This is a genomic window from Sphingobacterium ginsenosidimutans (genome assembly GCF_039536865.1).
In the GTDB taxonomy this organism is placed as follows: Bacteria; Bacteroidota; Bacteroidia; order Sphingobacteriales; family Sphingobacteriaceae; genus Sphingobacterium; species Sphingobacterium detergens.
Genome location: NZ_BAAAZK010000007.1, coordinates 94,046 through 107,448 on the forward strand (window position 1 = coordinate 94,046; position 13,403 = coordinate 107,448).

The window sequence follows — 13,403 nt, forward strand, 5'->3', positions numbered from 1 at the left end:
AAGGTTTCGCATGCTTGATTTTATCTTTTTTCGAATGTGTTTTCGAAACAGAACAAACTAAAATGAATCGTTGAAATTATTGAAGTGAAGAAAAACGAAGTTTTAAAGGTCTGTTAAATATCATTCTTTACAAGAAGAAAGCCTTTTCGGAACGATTACAGCGGAATCGAAAATCGGATAGTACACTTATATGTTAAGGCGAAATCTATTTTTTTTGTCTTTTTTGCAAGAAATTATTGTCATTCCTTTTAGAATTCCCTTTATTTGCACAAATCTCAAATTAGATGGCGAAAAATTTATTGATAGTTGAGTCTCCAGCGAAAGCAAAAACGATAGAAGGATATTTAGGTAGTGATTTTTTGGTAAAGTCAAGTTATGGACATATCCGTGACCTGGTGAAAACCGATGATGCAATTAATACAGAGAATAATTTCGAACAGAAGTACGAAGTTCCCTCTGATAAAAAGGCTGTCGTAAGCGAGCTGAAAAAATTAGCTAAGGCAGCAGAAACTGTATGGCTCGCATCCGATGAGGACCGGGAGGGGGAAGCTATCTCTTGGCATTTATTTGAGACATTGGGACTGAAAGATGAAAGTACTAAACGTATTGTGTTTCATGAGATCACGAAACCAGCCATACTAAAAGCCATCGACAATCCCCGTAAAATAGATTATAATCTCGTTAACGCACAACAGGCGAGACGCGTATTAGATCGATTGGTGGGCTTTGAGTTGTCACCCGTTTTATGGAAAAAGGTGAAACCATCTTTATCTGCGGGCCGTGTGCAATCTGTTGCCGTGAGGTTGATCGTCGACAGGGAACGTGAGATTAACAAATTTGAACCTGAGGCTGCGTTTAAGATCGTTGCTTTCTTTCATACAGGTAAGGTTAAAGATAGTTTTAAAGCTGAACTTCCACAACGATTTGCGACAGAAGCGGAGGCTACACAATTTTTGGAAGACTGTAAGGCGGCTTTGTTCTCCGTTAAAAATCTGGAGACAAAACCATCGAAACGTTCGCCAGCAGCTCCATTTACTACTTCTACCTTACAACAGGAAGCGAGTAGAAAACTTGGATTCTCTGTGGCACGTACCATGCAAGTTGCCCAGCGTCTGTATGAGTCCGGACGTATCACCTATATGCGTACCGACTCAGTCAATTTGAGTGATACTGCAATAGACGCAGCTGAAAAAGAAATTAAATCGGCATATGGTAACCAATACCATAAAGTAAGAAGATATAAAACAAAAACTTCGGGCGCACAGGAAGCGCACGAGGCTATACGTCCTACTTATTTTTCTGAACATACCATTGAAGGCGATTCTGCTGAAAAGCGATTGTACGAACTGATTTGGAAGCGGGCAATTGCTTCCCAAATGAGTGAAGCTGAATTTGAGCGGACACTAGCGAAAATTTCGATTTCTACACGTTCAGAAGATTTAAACGCTTCGGGTGAGGTGATGAAATTTGATGGTTTTCTGAAAGTCTATATGGAATCTGTAGATGATGATCAGGAGACAACCCTTGATGAGGACAGTGATAATGCAATCCTTCCACCATTGACAGTTGGTTTACAACTGACCTTAAAAAGTATGTCTGCGACGGAACGTTTTACAAGACCTCCGGCACGTTATACTGAGGCTGCATTGGTGAAGAAATTAGAGGAACTGGGTATCGGAAGACCTTCGACCTATGCACCAACAATTTCTACGATCCAAAATCGTGGCTATGTTGTGAAAGAAGAAAGAGAGGGGCGATCACGTGATTATCGTGTGTTGACACTAGAGAACACGGAATTAAAAGCTGTCACTAAGACGGAAATAACAGGAGCAGAAAAAGGGAAAATGTTCCCAACGGATATCGGTATTGTTGTGAATGATTTTCTTGTAGAGCATTTCAATGGTATTGTAGACTTTCACTTTACTGCGAATGTGGAGAAAGAGTTTGACGATATTGCACATGGATTGACCGAATGGACAAAAATGTTGCACGATTTCTATGGGCCGTTTCACTCTGAAGTTGAAGATACATTGGAGAATGCTGATCGGGCCAACAATGAGCGTGAGCTAGGTGTAGATCCGGTTTCAGGTAAACCAGTCTCTGTACGTATTGGGAAATTTGGGCCTTTGGTTCAGATCGGTTCTCCTGATGACGAAGAAAAACCTCGATTTGCATCCCTACGTAAAGGACAGATGATTGAAACAATCACCTTTGAGGATGCGATGGAGTTATTCAAATTGCCCAAAAAAGTTGGGGTATTTGAAGAAAAGGAAATGACCGTTGCTATTGGTCGATTTGGGCCTTATATCCGTCATAACTCGGCTTTCTATTCCTTGCCAAAAGGAGTAGATCCTTTGGATGTAACCGAAGAGGAATGCATTCAGATCATTCAAGAAAAACGTCAGAAAGATATTGAAAAAGTGATCCGCGTTTTCGATGAAAATCCGGATGCGCAGATTGAACAAGGCCGTTGGGGACCGTTTATTCGTTTTGGTAAGCAGAATTTGAAAATTCCGAAAGGAACGGAAATCGAAAAGATCAGCTACGAAGATGTGTTGAAGTGGGCCGAAGCGGATGCTCCGAAGGGGAAAGCCGTGAAAGCAAAAACTGCCGAAAAGAAAACAGTTGCTAAAAAAGCAACAGCAAAGAAGGCTCCAGCTAAGAAAACGACAAAGTCTAAATAAGGATGAAAGCAGATTTGCCAGAAAATATAGTAAAAGATATCATGATAGCCGTGGTTTTGGAGGGCGAGACCGTGGAGACGAAAAACTGGACAGTGTATGTTATCAACGATAAGAATATCGCAATACAGAATGTGCTGATCAGTTCAAAAGGGTATGGTGAAAAGGATGGGAGACAGGTCACCACAACAACATTACGGCATTTCATCGGAAATATAGAGCCTAAATCCTTTGATCGGGTTGAAGCGATCGATGAGCAGGTATTTGGGCTAACCAACGAATATTGGTTGAGCTTTTATATTGACAATATTATTTACGATAAAAAATATATCTTTTTACCAGAAAGCATCGTGGATGGTAATTTAACTAAAGTACCTTTAGTGAATAAGCCCGGTGTCATCATAGGAGGAAATGAATAATGAGTGGAAGACACAATTTTATTATCGCCATAGATGGCTTTTCCTCTTGTGGAAAAAGTACGCTTGCCAAAGCTTTAGCTAAAAAGCTGAAATTTGCCTTTATTGACAGCGGCGCGATGTACAGAGCGGTAACGCTTTATTTTATTCGTCATACTATTGCACTGGATGATCAGGAAGCAATTGATCAGGCATTAAATGAGATCCATATTGACTTTATTCCAAATGCTGTCAAAACGGAGATTCACCTCAATGATGAAGATATTTCGGAAGAAATCCGTCAAATGTACATTTCTGATAAAGTCAGTGATGTAAGTGCAATTAAAGCAGTACGAACCGCAATGGTGGCGCAACAACAAAAATTGGGTAGCCGGAGAAATATTATTATGGATGGCCGGGATATTGGTACTACCGTTTTCCCTGATGCCGATCTGAAGATCTTTATGACTGCAGATCCGAAAGTTAGGGCAGCTAGAAGATACCTGGAATTGACCGAGAAAGGGGAGGATGTCACACTCGAAGAGGTTGTTGAAAATCTTGCCAATCGGGATCGTATTGATAGTACACGCGCTGAGAGCCCACTGCGACAAGCCGAAGATGCTATCGTATTGGATAACTCAAATTTGACTCCAGAACAACAACTACATTTTGTTGAAGAGGAGTATCTGAAAGTCAAAGCAGCAAGAATACAAGCTTAAACGCGATATAACAAAAAATGCCGATTGAAAAATCGGCATTTTTTGTATTTTGAAGACAACTATTTTATACTATTGATTTGTTGTTGCTCCAATAACTTTTCTACATTGTTTTTCTCACCAAACTCTGCTGTCTGTTCTTGAAAAGATTCCAGAAGCGCTTTGATAGCGTCTGAATTATCTGCTGTACGTTGATAGATTTCGGGAATTGTCTGTTCAATCTTCTTATCACCGAGTTCGATGTTATCAACTTCGATTTTGCCTATCTTTTCTAAAACAGCTTGTTGGCTATTTCTGACATCTTCTAATTCTCTCGCTATTTTTTCCATCAATTGGAATTTCTTCAATTTATCCATATGCAATATCTTTAGTTATACTGTAATAAGAACAATGTCGCTAGAAAGTTTGTTTTGTTTTTTTTAAAATTGATAAGAAAACTGCCCTTATGATAGCGCTGAGGCATAAAAAAGCCAGTCCAAAAAAGGGACTGGCTCTAACAACATATAATTGTTGTTTTTTTAAATCGTTCTTCCTGGATATACTTCTAGTGCTTTCTCCAAACAGATCAATGCGTTTTTAAGATCATTTTGATTCAGGACGTAAGCTAGGCGAACCTCATTGGTTCCGGCACCTTCTGTGCTATAGAATCCTGTTGCCGGAGCCATCATGACCGTTTCGTTATTGTAGGAAAACTCCTCCAATATCCATTGGCAGAATCTATCCGCGTTGTCGATCGGCAACTTAGCAACCACATAAAATGCACCTCCCGGATTAGGAGAGTATACACCATCAATTGCATTTAATCCACTGACCAATGCATCTCTTCTGGCCGTATATTCTTTAGATACTGCCTCAAAGTAGCTGTCTGGAGTATCCACAGCAGCTTCGCCGGCAATTTGTCCCTCCAAAGATGGACTTAGGCGTGCCTGAGCAAACTTCAATGCCGTCTGATATAATTCTTTATTTTTGGTGATAATACAGCCTATACGGGCACCACATGCTGAATAACGTTTTGAAACCGTATCAAAGATAACAACATTATTCTCGAGGCCTTCCAAGTGCATCGGAGATATAAACTCTCTGCCATCGTAACAAAATTCGCGATAAGCCTCATCGGAGAAAAGATAGAGATCATATTTCAGACAAAGCTCTCTTAATGCTTCCAGCTCTTCTCTCGAATAAAGATAACCTGTCGGATTGTTGGGATTACAGATGCAGATTGCTTTGGTTTTCTCGGTAATTACTTTCTCAAATTCAGCAATGGAAGGTAGTGCAAATCCACTTTCAATATAAGACATGATCGGTTTGATCACAATGTCCGAAGAACAGGCAAAACCATTGTAGTTTGCATAAAACGGTTCTGGGATAATCACTTCCTCACCTTCATTTAAGCAGGCTTGCATGGTGATTGTGATCGCTTCTGAGCCACCATTGGTTACCAGGATGTCAGTAGGTTCAATATTGTAATTTAGCTTGTTATAATACTCGGCTAATTTTTTTCGGTAGGTGGCGGTACCTTCAGAAGGTGTATAAGCCCATACTTTGAAATCAATATTTTTCAAAGCATTAAGCATAATTTCAGGTGTTTGGATATCTGGTTGCCCGATATTTAAGTGGTATATTTTTTTACCTTCTTTTTTTGCTTGATCAGCATAAGGCGTCAGTTTTCTGATGGGTGACGCAGGCATATTTAGCCCTTTTTCTGATATTACTGGCATTATAGTTTTTTTAAAATTAGTTGTGCAAAGCTAACCAAAATAAAACGAAAAAAGCCACATCTAGATGTGGCTTTTTTCGTTTTATCTGTTGGATTTTTATTCCACAATCCCTTTAATATAAAGCGTCTTTACAGGTGTTTTGGTATTCGATTGTACCGTAAAACTTTTGGTAAATGGCGCTTTGGCCGCGGCGTTATAAGTTACCTTGATTGTTCCTGTTTCTCCTGGTTTGATTGGAGTTTTAGTGAACTCGGCTACCGAACAACCACAAGTCGGGACTACATTCGAAATGATAATAGGCTCACTGCCTGTGTTTGAAAATTTAAAATTATATGATACAGGTGTTCCAGCCGGAATCTTGCCGAAATCATGTGTTTCTTTTTCAAATTTAAATTCCCCTTGTCCAGCTTGCATAGACGAAAAACCGATAAAGGAAATGATCACTGCTAAGATTGTTATATACTTTTTCATGCTTCTAAGATATTACTTTGTGATTAAACTAGTACAACTGATATGCCAAATGTAATATTTATTGTCAATTTATTACACATCTAACAACTTTATTACAGTTAGATTATCCCCTCTTTAAGCAGATCTTGGATATGGATCACCCCATCATAGTTTCCTTGATCTGATACCAATAATTGCGTGATGTTGTTTTCCCGCATGATATGAAGCGCATTGGCTGCAAGTTCATTTTTATCGATCACCTTTGGTGATTTGCCCATAATATCCGCTGCACTGACCGTTGCGAGGTCAGTATGTCTTTCGAGCATGCGACGGATATCCCCATCGGTAATAATACCCTGGATCTGCGCGCCGTCTAAGACAGCTACTGCGCCCAGTCTGAAATGGGTGATAGTGATGATAATATCTCTGACGTTAGCATCCAATTGTACGCTAGGTTTACCATTTTGATCAGATAAGTCCGCCACTTTTAAGTAAAGCTTTTTGCCCAGGGCACCACCAGGGTGGTACTTCGCAAAATCTTGGTCTGTAAAATCACGACATTCCTGTAGCGCAACAGCTAGAGCATCACCCATAGCTAATTGTGCCGTTGTGCTGGAGGTTGGTGCCAAATTATTTGGACAAGCTTCTTTCTCAACAGTGGTGTTTAGTATGTAATCTGCATTTTTCGCCAAGTAGGACTCCGTGTTACCAACCAAAGCCACCAACGTATTTTTCGTTTGTTTTAGAAATGGAACCAAGACCTTGATTTCAGGTGTATTACCGCTTTTGGATATGGCAATAATTAAATCATGCTGTTGGATAATACCCAGATCCCCATGGATGGCATCAGCTGCATGCATAAAGATAGAAGGCGTGCCTGTCGAATTTAATGTTGCAACAATCTTTTGTGCGATAATGGCACTTTTTCCTATACCTGTGACGATTACTCGCCCCTGAAGATGCAGGATTTTATTTATAACGGTAACAAAATCATCGTCAATATATTGAGCCAGAGCAGCTACTGCCTTGGCTTCTTCTTGAATAGCTTGAATAGCTATATTTTTTATTTCGTAGTTGTTTTTCACAAAAAATACTCTTACTTTTATGTATTAGAATAGATTGCAAAAATAGATTATTTTTCAGGATTATTTCTTCATTTATCTATCTTATTTTTGCCCAAGGCGCAATGGAAATAGAAAAATCACTTTTCGACAATTTACAGGATTTTTTTGGTTTTGATACTTTTAAAGGAGATCAAGAGGCTATTATAACCAGCATTCTTCAAAAGAAGGATACGTTTGTTATTATGCCAACCGGGGGAGGGAAATCAATTTGTTATCAACTGCCAGCACTCATGAGTGAGGGAACTGCAATTGTAATTTCCCCGTTGATTGCTTTAATGAAAAATCAAGTAGATCAACTTCGCGCGTTTGGCGGCGAAGACAGTATCGCTCATTTTTTAAACTCCTCACTGAACAAGAGTGAAATCACCCGTGTAAAGGAGGATGTGCTTGCAGGAAAGACCAAGTTACTCTATGTAGCTCCAGAATCACTTGCTAAGCAAGATAATGTAGAGTTCTTGCATCAGATTACCGTGTCTTTTGTTGCCGTAGATGAAGCACATTGTATTTCAGAATGGGGACATGATTTTAGACCGGAATACCGCAAAATACGTCAAGTTATTAATGAGATAGGCGCTAATATTCCAATTATTGCTTTGACAGCAACAGCGACTCCAAAAGTGCAATCCGATATCCGTAAAAACTTACAGATGAATGATGCTGTGCTATTTAAATCATCATTCAATCGGAGCAATTTATACTATGAGGTACGTCCCAAAAAAGACGTGGTCAAAGAAATTGTGCGCTTTATCAAGACAAAACCAGGCAAAACAGGTATTGTCTATTGCTTGAGCAGAAAGAAAGTTGAAGAAATAAGCGAGGTATTGAACCTAAACGGTATTAAAGCGCTACCATATCACGCAGGCCTTGATGCGAAAACAAGGGCTGATACGCAAGATAAATTCTTGATGGAGGATGTGGAAGTGATTGTCGCAACAATCGCCTTTGGTATGGGGATTGACAAACCGGATGTCCGTTATGTTATCCACCATGATATTCCAAAATCCATGGAAGGCTATTACCAGGAAACAGGGCGCGCTGGCCGTGATGGGGGCGATGGCTATTGTTTGGCTTTCTATTCGGAGAAAGATGTTGAAAAGCTGACAAAATTCATGAAAGATAAACCTGTGGCCGAACGTGAGATCGGTACACAGATCCTGAAAGAAGTCATCGATTATTCCGAATCTGCCGTCTGTCGTCGTAAACAGATTCTTCATTATTTTGGAGAAAACTTTGACGAAAAGGGCTGTAGTAACATGTGCGATAATTGCCGTTCGGAAAAAGAATATTTTGAAGCCGAAGAATCCCTAAAAGATGTATTGGGCTTTATTAAAGAACAGGGCGAAAAATTTGACGATCACCATGTCATTAACGTGATGATCGGGCAGAACAATCAACCTGTATCTTCCTACAAACATGACGAACACCGTCTATTTGGTTCAGGAAAAGAAAAAGGTACTATCTATTGGAAATCACTGTTACGACAAGCCGTATTGGACAACTTCGTTGAGAAAGATATTGATCACTATGGTTTGTTGAAATTAACGGATATCGGTCGGAATTATATAGAAAATCCTTACCAGTTAAAGTTTGTTTTAAACCGCCCTATTGAGAGCGCAGAAAGTACGGCTGGAGACGAGGCTGGTCATGGGACCGGAGCACTCGACACGACCTTACTGGGTATGCTCAAAGATCTGCGTAAAAAGATCGCTAAGAGTAAATCATTGCCACCATTTGTGATCTTCCAAGATCCTTCCTTAGAGGAAATGTGTACACATTATCCGGTCAATATCGATGAATTAAAACAGATTCAAGGGGTAGGGAATGGTAAGGCGATAAAATTTGGAGCTTCCTTTATTGCGCTGATCAAGGACTATGTGGAGGAAAATGAAATCGACCGACCTGTAGACCTAGTTATCAAAAGTACAGCAAATAAATCTGCGTTGAAAGTGGCGATCATCCAAAATATTGACCGCAAGCTTGCGCTGGATGATATTGCCGCTGCAAAGGGGATTACCTACGAGGAAATATTAAAGGAAATTGAAACGATCGTTAATGCCGGTACCAAGATAAATATCAATTATTTTATTGACGAAATTATTGATGAAGACCGTCAGGACGAAGTGTACGATTACTTTAAAACAGCTGAAACTGATTCGATCAATGATGCGCTTAAGGAATTAGGAGGAGACGATTATAGTTTTGAAGACCTTCAATTGATGCGTATCAAATTTTTATCGGAATTGGGTAATTAAAATTTTTATATAATTCATATGATTAACAAATACATTCCTGAAATAAAGAATGGAACTTCGCAGAATTTCTTTTTAATGGCAGGGCCATGTGCAATTGAAGGGGAAGAAATTGCTTTGCGGATTGCTGAAAAGATTGTTACTATTACAGATAAACTCAATATCCCTTATATTTTTAAAGGTTCATATCGTAAGGCCAACAGGTCTCGTTTGGATTCTTTTATGGGTATCGGAGATGAAAAAGCGCTGAAAATTTTGGAGAAAGTAGGGAAGACCTTCGGCGTTCCTACAGTAACGGATATCCATGAAAGTCATGAAGCGGAAATGGCAGCAGCCTATGTAGATGTTCTTCAAATTCCTGCATTTTTATGTAGACAAACGGATTTATTGGTCGCTGCAGCAAAAACCAATAAAGTCGTTAACGTAAAAAAAGGACAGTTTTTAAGTGCAGGATCCATGAAGTTTGCCGTAGACAAGATTGTAGAGTCTGGTAATGAAAAGGTATTTTTGACCGATCGTGGTAATACATTTGGCTATCAGGATCTGATCGTTGACTATAGGGGAATTCCTGAAATGCGTGCCTTTAATGTGCCGACTATAATGGACTGTACACATTCACTTCAGCAGCCAAATCAGACTTCAGGGGTAACAGGTGGAAAGCCTGCCTTGATCGAAACAATTGCCAAAGCGGCGATTGCTGTTGGGGCCGATGGCCTATTTATAGAAACCCATCCTGATCCTGCAAATGCAAAATCTGATGGAGCAAATATGTTGCACCTCGATCTACTTGAAGGATTGATGGAAAAACTAATACGTGTAAGACAAGCTATTTTATAGTATAATAAATAAATCGTAATAGAAAGGAGCCAATTAGGCTCCTTTTTTTAATCAATTCAAATTTAAACCTAAAGTATCGTATGTTTTCAAAAGTTTCTCTCATCGCTTTGATGCTGTTCTCGCTTTCGATTGTCAAAGGACAGCAAAATTATACCTGGTTTTCACCTCTTGATGATAAACATGTTGAAGGCCGACTTGACAATCAGAAGCTTACAGCTTTTGGTCGACTGCCGGATGAGCTGGAAAAGCAGGTACGCAAACCAGTCTGGGAACTGGGACAAAATTCTGCTGGACTCTATATTGATTTTCGGACATCAGCTTCGGAAATTACAGTGCAATATCAAGTTTCCGGCGGATTGAATATGCCCCATATGCCTACTACCGGTGTGAGTGGACTGGATCTTTATGCCTATGATACAACGAATAAAGTTTGGAAATGGGCTTACGGTAATTATGATTTTTCAGACACGATTTCTTATACTTGGAAGAATATAGGCAAGAATAGTAACTTTAACTATCGCTTGTATCTGCCTTTATATAATACGGTTAAATGGTTGAAAATAGGTGTTCCTAGTGATGCGAAGTTAACATATACACATACCGCTACCTCGAAACCTATCGTGGTCTATGGCACTTCTATAGGACAGGGGGCATGTACCAGCCGGCCGGGTCTTGCCTGGACAAGTCAGGTAGGTAGAGCTGTTAATAACGAGATGTTGAATTTATGTTTTTCGGGTAACGGTCGTCTTGAACAGCCTATCCTAAATGTAATGAATCAGGTGGACGCCGCATGTTATATTTTGGATTGTATTCCCAATCTCGCGATTACTAAATCACTCAGCGAAAAACAATTGGATTCGCTATTGGTCAATGCGGTTACCTTTTTAAGAAAGGAACATCCGACAACACCGATCGTATTGACACAGCATAGTTCTGGAAATATCAATACTGTATTTAACGAAGACAAAAATAAAGAATATCAGCAAAGCAGCCGGGTACTGAAAGCAACTTACGAGAAATTACAGTCACAGGGTGTTCGGCAGATTTTTATGCTATCGAGCGGGGAACTGGGGTTGGACCTAAACTCAACAGTAGATTATGCGCACCCCAACGATCAGGGGATGGAACATATCGCAAATGCCTATATTAAGTTGTTAAAAAAGGTGTTGAAATAAAGCTATTATATGTTTGCAGCCAGTCCTAACCTTGAAACTCGCCGGGGTTTTCTTTCTGATCAATAAACTCAGCGTAACGAGCTCATCGATGCCTCAAAGAATCAATAAAAAGCTGACATTTAAATAAAAAAGGGAAGTTAAACTTCCCTTTTTTATTTATTTCTTTTTCAATTTCATCGTCATTTTTGCTTTTTCACCACCTCCATAATTGAAAGTTTTGGCATTACTTTCCTTCTTTTGGTGAAAAGCTCCACCACGGGAACTATCTTCTTGTTCCTCCTTGGTTGATTTTTTCTTTTTATCACTTGTGGGATTGTAAATCTGCAGATCCTCAGGAAGATCCAGGACATCCATTCGTTTACCCACAGCCTGTTCTATTTTTCTGACCATCGGAAGTTCAAGGTCGGTCGTAAATGTCAATACCACGGAGTCCTCATTTTCGTCATTTTTGACTAAATGGTTTAAAAATTCCTCTTTTTCATTTGGCAATTCAAACTGAAAAATAAAAGGAATATTTGCGAGATCAACTGCATTGGTGTTTTCCCGGGCAATGATCAAAACACGAGTTTGCTCACTCTCTATAAAATCTGCTGTTGTTTCAAAACCAAAATCATCATAAAATAGCGGATTTAGAATAGCGATTTCCTCTTTCCCTTGTTGAAATAGGCTAGTAGCAAGCTTTTGTGCGGTAAGCTTTGAATTTACAAAAACAATCACTTTTTGAAAAACCTCTTTGTCTTGTAGAAGGTAATTCAGTAGATTGATTTTTGTGGTGAAATTGGGAAGATGGTACAATAAAAGATCTAAAGTGTCAATGGTTTCATTCTCCAATTCATCCACTTCAATCACAGCATAATCCTCATTTAGATGCTTATCAATCATGTCATACAGCTTCTGATGTTCAACAGTACTGAAGACCAGGTGCTGTACTTTACCACAACTTTCTGCTAGTTCTCTTACAGGATTTTGCATGCCCTGTTTGATGATTTCTTCTGCATCATCAATAATTAACGTTTGGATACGGTTTAGATTGAGGGCTAATTTCAGATAGATTGCCCTTGCACGGTTCGGTGTCGCGACTACAATGTCCTTTCCAGCAACTAGTTCTTCTATTTCTTCTTCCATACTTCCCCCTGCACGCAATCCAATAATACGAAGATCTCTATTTTTGCTTAGTTGGTAGAATTTTTCAACGATCTCGTCGATGCGTTCTTCATTGGGAGCCAAGATTAAAAACTTAGGCGCTTCATCATCCGTGAATTTTAATTTCATCAAGGTTGATAATACATAAGTTGTGGTCTTGCCCGCTCCTTCAGGAGCAATCGCAATAACATCCTGTCCGCCAAGAATTCTGGAAATGCATCTACTCTGAACTTCCTTTGGAGCCAAATAACCGAGCTCGGTCATCGTAGCAGTCAATCTTTTGCTTAGTTTTAGTTTCTCTAACGACACGTATCCTTTAGTTTATGTAAGTTGCAAAAATACACATTTAGTTTTTAGATCAGCTAATGTGCGCCCATTTTTGAAAAGACATTGATAATAATTACTCCAGCGACGATCAATATCATTCCGATTATTGCTGGTGTATCAGGAATCTGTTTAAACAAAATCATCCCTATCAATGTAATGGCAACGATACCAACCCCCGACCAAATAGCATAGGATATTCCGACAGGAAGGTATTTCAATGTGATGCTCAGGAAATAAAAAGCGATAATGTAACCAATGATACAGATAGCGGTAGGTTTCCATAAGGTAAATCCCTCAGATTTCTTTAGGAAAGTCGTAGCGAAAATTTCTGCCGCAATAGCAAGAAACAGGTATAAATATTTTATCATTACAGATTCTTTTCTGATCAAGTGAAGTACTATATGCAAAGCTACACTTTTTGCTATTCACTTCGCCTCAATGGTATTGTATTTAGGAAATTGCAGTTATTGAGTTGGTACAAATACAGTGCATTTACAGCGATCAGGGTAATTTTGACGGTAATTATAATTGTTTATAAGGGTAAATTTATCTAAGTTTGACCAATCCACTAATGGGAATTAATAGACT

General features: G+C 39.3%; 12 protein-coding genes. 6 read left to right on the forward strand and 6 right to left on the reverse strand.

Annotation, left to right across the window (positions count from 1 at the left end):
* Positions 1–284: 284 nt before the first annotated feature.
* From topA to cmk, 3 genes are read left to right on the forward strand one after another with little or no spacing between them, the layout of a single operon-like run.
* The gene (gene topA, locus ABFX33_RS12705; protein WP_346086329.1) at positions 285–2,684 is read left to right on the forward strand and encodes a type I DNA topoisomerase; all 2,400 of its coding nucleotides are present in this window, start codon (positions 285–287) and stop codon (positions 2,682–2,684) included.
* A 2-nt stretch (positions 2,685–2,686) separates the two neighbouring features.
* On the forward strand, positions 2,687–3,100 hold the full coding sequence (locus ABFX33_RS12710; protein WP_120258027.1) for a hypothetical protein: 414 nt from the start codon (positions 2,687–2,689) through the stop codon (positions 3,098–3,100).
* The gene (gene cmk, locus ABFX33_RS12715; protein ID WP_346086330.1) at positions 3,100–3,795 is read left to right on the forward strand and encodes a (d)CMP kinase; all 696 of its coding nucleotides are present in this window, start codon (positions 3,100–3,102) and stop codon (positions 3,793–3,795) included. Before ABFX33_RS12710 ends, cmk begins: the two co-directional genes overlap by 1 nt.
* A gap of 59 nt (positions 3,796–3,854) precedes the next feature.
* Here cmk and ABFX33_RS12720 read toward each other — a convergent pair whose 3' ends face one another.
* The 4 genes from ABFX33_RS12720 to ABFX33_RS12735 form a co-directional block, all read right to left on the reverse strand.
* Positions 3,855–4,148 carry a hypothetical protein gene (locus ABFX33_RS12720; protein ID WP_120258025.1) on the reverse strand — a complete coding sequence of 98 codons (294 nt, stop codon included), beginning with the start codon at positions 4,146–4,148 and terminating at the stop codon, positions 3,855–3,857.
* Between the two features lie 162 nt (positions 4,149–4,310).
* A complete protein-coding gene (locus ABFX33_RS12725) occupies positions 4,311–5,510 on the reverse strand; it encodes a pyridoxal phosphate-dependent aminotransferase (RefSeq protein ID WP_346086331.1) in 1,200 nt (399 codons plus the stop codon).
* Positions 5,511–5,606: 96 nt separating this feature from the next.
* Positions 5,607–5,981 (reverse strand): DUF1573 domain-containing protein, encoded by a 375-nt coding sequence (locus ABFX33_RS12730; RefSeq protein ID WP_077434338.1) that lies wholly within the window; start codon positions 5,979–5,981, stop codon positions 5,607–5,609.
* A gap of 98 nt (positions 5,982–6,079) precedes the next feature.
* Complete coding sequence (locus ABFX33_RS12735) at positions 6,080–7,045, reverse strand: KpsF/GutQ family sugar-phosphate isomerase (RefSeq protein WP_257089950.1); 966 nt, start codon at positions 7,043–7,045, stop codon at positions 6,080–6,082.
* A gap of 101 nt (positions 7,046–7,146) precedes the next feature.
* On the opposite strand from ABFX33_RS12735, the gene recQ reads away from it, so the two are divergent.
* The 3 genes from recQ (at position 7,147) to ABFX33_RS12750 (ending at position 11,345) form a co-directional block, all read left to right on the forward strand.
* Complete coding sequence (recQ, locus tag ABFX33_RS12740) at positions 7,147–9,336, forward strand: DNA helicase RecQ (RefSeq protein WP_346086332.1); 2,190 nt, start codon at positions 7,147–7,149, stop codon at positions 9,334–9,336.
* Positions 9,337–9,354: 18 nt separating this feature from the next.
* Positions 9,355–10,170: a 3-deoxy-8-phosphooctulonate synthase gene (gene kdsA / locus ABFX33_RS12745; RefSeq protein ID WP_346086333.1), complete on the forward strand. Its 816-nt coding sequence runs from the start codon at positions 9,355–9,357 to the stop codon at positions 10,168–10,170.
* Between the two features lie 80 nt (positions 10,171–10,250).
* On the forward strand, positions 10,251–11,345 hold the full coding sequence (locus ABFX33_RS12750; RefSeq protein ID WP_346086334.1) for an SGNH/GDSL hydrolase family protein: 1,095 nt from the start codon (positions 10,251–10,253) through the stop codon (positions 11,343–11,345).
* A gap of 156 nt (positions 11,346–11,501) precedes the next feature.
* On the opposite strand, the gene ABFX33_RS12755 is transcribed toward ABFX33_RS12750, so the two are convergent.
* Positions 11,502–12,797, reverse strand: a complete 1,296-nt coding sequence (locus tag ABFX33_RS12755) for a DEAD/DEAH box helicase (protein ID WP_346086335.1) — start codon at positions 12,795–12,797, stop codon at positions 11,502–11,504.
* 53 nt (positions 12,798–12,850) lie between these two features.
* Positions 12,851–13,183 carry a DMT family transporter gene (locus ABFX33_RS12760; protein ID WP_346086336.1) on the reverse strand — a complete coding sequence of 111 codons (333 nt, stop codon included), beginning with the start codon at positions 13,181–13,183 and terminating at the stop codon, positions 12,851–12,853.
* Positions 13,184–13,403: the final 220 nt, after the last annotated feature.

What these genes read in the sequence shown, in the direction of transcription:
- topA (WP_346086329.1), top strand. Translation starts at nt 285, where the DNA reads ATGGCGAAAAATTTATTGATAGTTGAGTCTCCAGCGAAAGCAAAAACG.
- ABFX33_RS12710 (WP_120258027.1), top strand. Translation starts at nt 2,687, where the DNA reads ATGAAAGCAGATTTGCCAGAAAATATAGTAAAAGATATCATGATAGCC.
- cmk (WP_346086330.1), top strand. Translation starts at nt 3,100, where the DNA reads ATGAGTGGAAGACACAATTTTATTATCGCCATAGATGGCTTTTCCTCT.
- ABFX33_RS12720 (WP_120258025.1), bottom strand. Translation starts at nt 4,148, where the DNA reads ATGGATAAATTGAAGAAATTCCAATTGATGGAAAAAATAGCGAGAGAA.
- ABFX33_RS12725 (WP_346086331.1), bottom strand. Translation starts at nt 5,510, where the DNA reads ATGCCAGTAATATCAGAAAAAGGGCTAAATATGCCTGCGTCACCCATC.
- ABFX33_RS12730 (WP_077434338.1), bottom strand. Translation starts at nt 5,981, where the DNA reads ATGAAAAAGTATATAACAATCTTAGCAGTGATCATTTCCTTTATCGGT.
- recQ (WP_346086332.1), top strand. Translation starts at nt 7,147, where the DNA reads ATGGAAATAGAAAAATCACTTTTCGACAATTTACAGGATTTTTTTGGT.
- kdsA (WP_346086333.1), top strand. Translation starts at nt 9,355, where the DNA reads ATGATTAACAAATACATTCCTGAAATAAAGAATGGAACTTCGCAGAAT.
- ABFX33_RS12750 (WP_346086334.1), top strand. Translation starts at nt 10,251, where the DNA reads ATGTTTTCAAAAGTTTCTCTCATCGCTTTGATGCTGTTCTCGCTTTCG.
- ABFX33_RS12760 (WP_346086336.1), bottom strand. Translation starts at nt 13,183, where the DNA reads ATGATAAAATATTTATACCTGTTTCTTGCTATTGCGGCAGAAATTTTC.